Raw genomic sequence first — 2177 nt, 5'->3', positions numbered from 1 at the left:
CCGTCGGAGGTACCCCCACCTCCGCCTTGCGATCCACGGCACCAGACCCCTCCCCCTACGCCCTGCGGGCGTGGGGGGACCCCCACGCTGATCCGGCCTGATCCAAACGAAAGACCTTGGCCGCCGGTGGCGGCGGGCCTTGGGTGTGCCCGCCTCCCGCATCCCGCGTGCCGCGCGTGCGAGGGGGTGTGGCGGATCGCCGGTCGCCGGGGTGGGCCGCCGGGGGCGGTTCTTGTTGGTGGTGGGGTGTTCGCTGCGGGGTTGGTGGTTCGTGGGGTGTGGGGTGGGCGGGGCGGGCAGGGTGGCGGTGTGCCGGGCGGCGTGGGTCCGTGCGGCGGGAGGGGAGTTGGTGATGGAGACGCTGGGGTGTCCGTATGTGCTGGATGCGGCGGGGCGTGATCTGGCCGGGGAGGCGGCGGTGCTGCGGGAGCGGGGTCCTGCGGCGCGGGTGGTGCTGCCGGGCGGGGTCGAGGCGTGGGCGGTGACGGGGCATGGTCCGCTCAAGCAGTTGCTGACCGATCCGCGGGTGTCCAAGGACGCGCGCCGGCACTGGCCGGCGTTCGTGGCGGGGGAGATCACTGCGCAGTGGCCGTTGTATCACTGGGTGTCGGCGCCGACGATGCTGTTCGCCTACGGGGCGGAGCACGCGCGGCTGCGCCGGCTGGTGGCGGGGGCGTTCACCGCGCGGCGCAGCCGGGCGCTGCGGCCGCGGATCGAGGAGATCACGGCCGGGCTGCTGGAGGAGTTGGCGGCGGCGGGGCAGGAGGTGGTGGATCTGCGGGCCTCGTTCGCGAAGCTGCTGCCGATGCGGGTGATCTGTGAGCTGTTCGGGATCCAGGGGCCCGACCGGCAGGCGCTGTGCGCGGCGATCGACACGACGCTGGGCACCTCGGTGCCGGCCCAGCAGATGGCGGCGGCGCAGGAGCGGGTGTTCGAGCTGCTGGCCGCGCTGGTCGCCGAACGGCGCCGGTGTGCGGGCCCGGACCTGACGTCCGCGCTGATCGCGGCACGCGACGGCGGTGAACGGCTGAGCGAGGCGGAACTCATCTCGACGCTGAACCTGATGATCGGTGCCGGGCAGGAGACCACGAGCAACCTGATCAGCAACGCGGTGGCCGCGCTGCTGTCGCTGCCCGGGCAGCTGGAGCACGTGCGCGCCGGCCGGGCCGGCTGGCCTCAGGTGATCGACGAGACCCTGCGCACCCACAATCCGGCCGCCTACATCCCGCTGCGGTTCGCCGTCGAGGACATCGACCTGGACGGCGTCCGCATCCGCCGCGGCGACGTGATCATCGTGTCGTTCGCCGCCGCCGGCCTGGACCCGGCCCAGCACGGCAAGGACGCCGACACCTTCGACCTGCTGCGCCCGCGCGGGGAGAGCGTGGCCTTCGGACACGGCGTCCACTACTGCCTGGGTGCCCCGCTCGCCCGGCTGGAGGCCACCACCGCCCTGTCCGCGCTCTTCGCCCGCTTTCCCCGCATGCGCCTGGCCCGCCCGGTGAACGAACTCGACGTACTGGAATCGTTCATCGTCAGCGGCTACCGCACCCTGCCCGTCCGTCTCACCGCCTGACCCGGCCCCCGAGGGCAGTCTGATCCCGGCCCGCCCCCCAGCCCCGCGGCCCCTGAGGCCGGGGGTGCGGGGGCCCGGCCGGGACTGTGAGGGGTGGGCGCGGGCGGGCCGGGTCCACCGGGCTGCGCGCGGCCGGACCAGCCGTCGCGGCCGCTGCCCTGCCCGGCCGCGCGCGGGCGGGGAGCACAGGGGACCGGCCGGCCCCGGGCCGCACCGAGCAGGGGCCGGGCCGGGGCCGGGGGCGTTGAGGCCCGGGGCAGGCGGCCATCGCCCGCCCCGGACCTACTGCGGGCCCTTCTCCGGCGCCCCCCGCCCCCTCTCCCCGTGGGCCTCCCGGAGGCGCGCCGTCCTGCACCGGAGCACCGGCATCCGGGACGCGGCCGGATGACCCCTGGGTCGCCGGTCTGTCCCTGGGGGAGGGCCGGCGCCGCGAAGCCCGCAGGCCGCTCTTTCGGCCGCCCGCGCCCGCCTGCCGCGTGCCGCCTGCTGCCCGGGTGCGGGGCACGGTGCTCCTTCCCCCGCCCTGCCGCCGCCTTCGCGTACTGCGGTACGGCGGCCGCATGACGGCGCTGACGGCGACCGTGCTCGGGACGCTCGCGGCGAC

Annotated in this window: 1 protein-coding gene; it reads left to right on the top strand. The window is 76.2% G+C overall.

The genetic code is table 11. The features are described 5' to 3' along the window. Positions 1-352: 352 nt before the first annotated feature. Positions 353-1573, top strand: a complete 1221-nt coding sequence (locus ABZ070_RS36995) for a cytochrome P450 (protein ID WP_356640558.1) — start codon at positions 353-355, stop codon at positions 1571-1573. Positions 1574-2177: the final 604 nt, after the last annotated feature.

This window comes from Streptomyces sp. NPDC006283, from assembly GCF_040613325.1.
Lineage (GTDB): Bacteria > Actinomycetota > Actinomycetes > Streptomycetales > Streptomycetaceae > Streptomyces.
The sequence above is the reverse complement of the archived record's forward strand: the minus strand, read 5'-3'. Positions and strand labels throughout refer to the sequence as shown.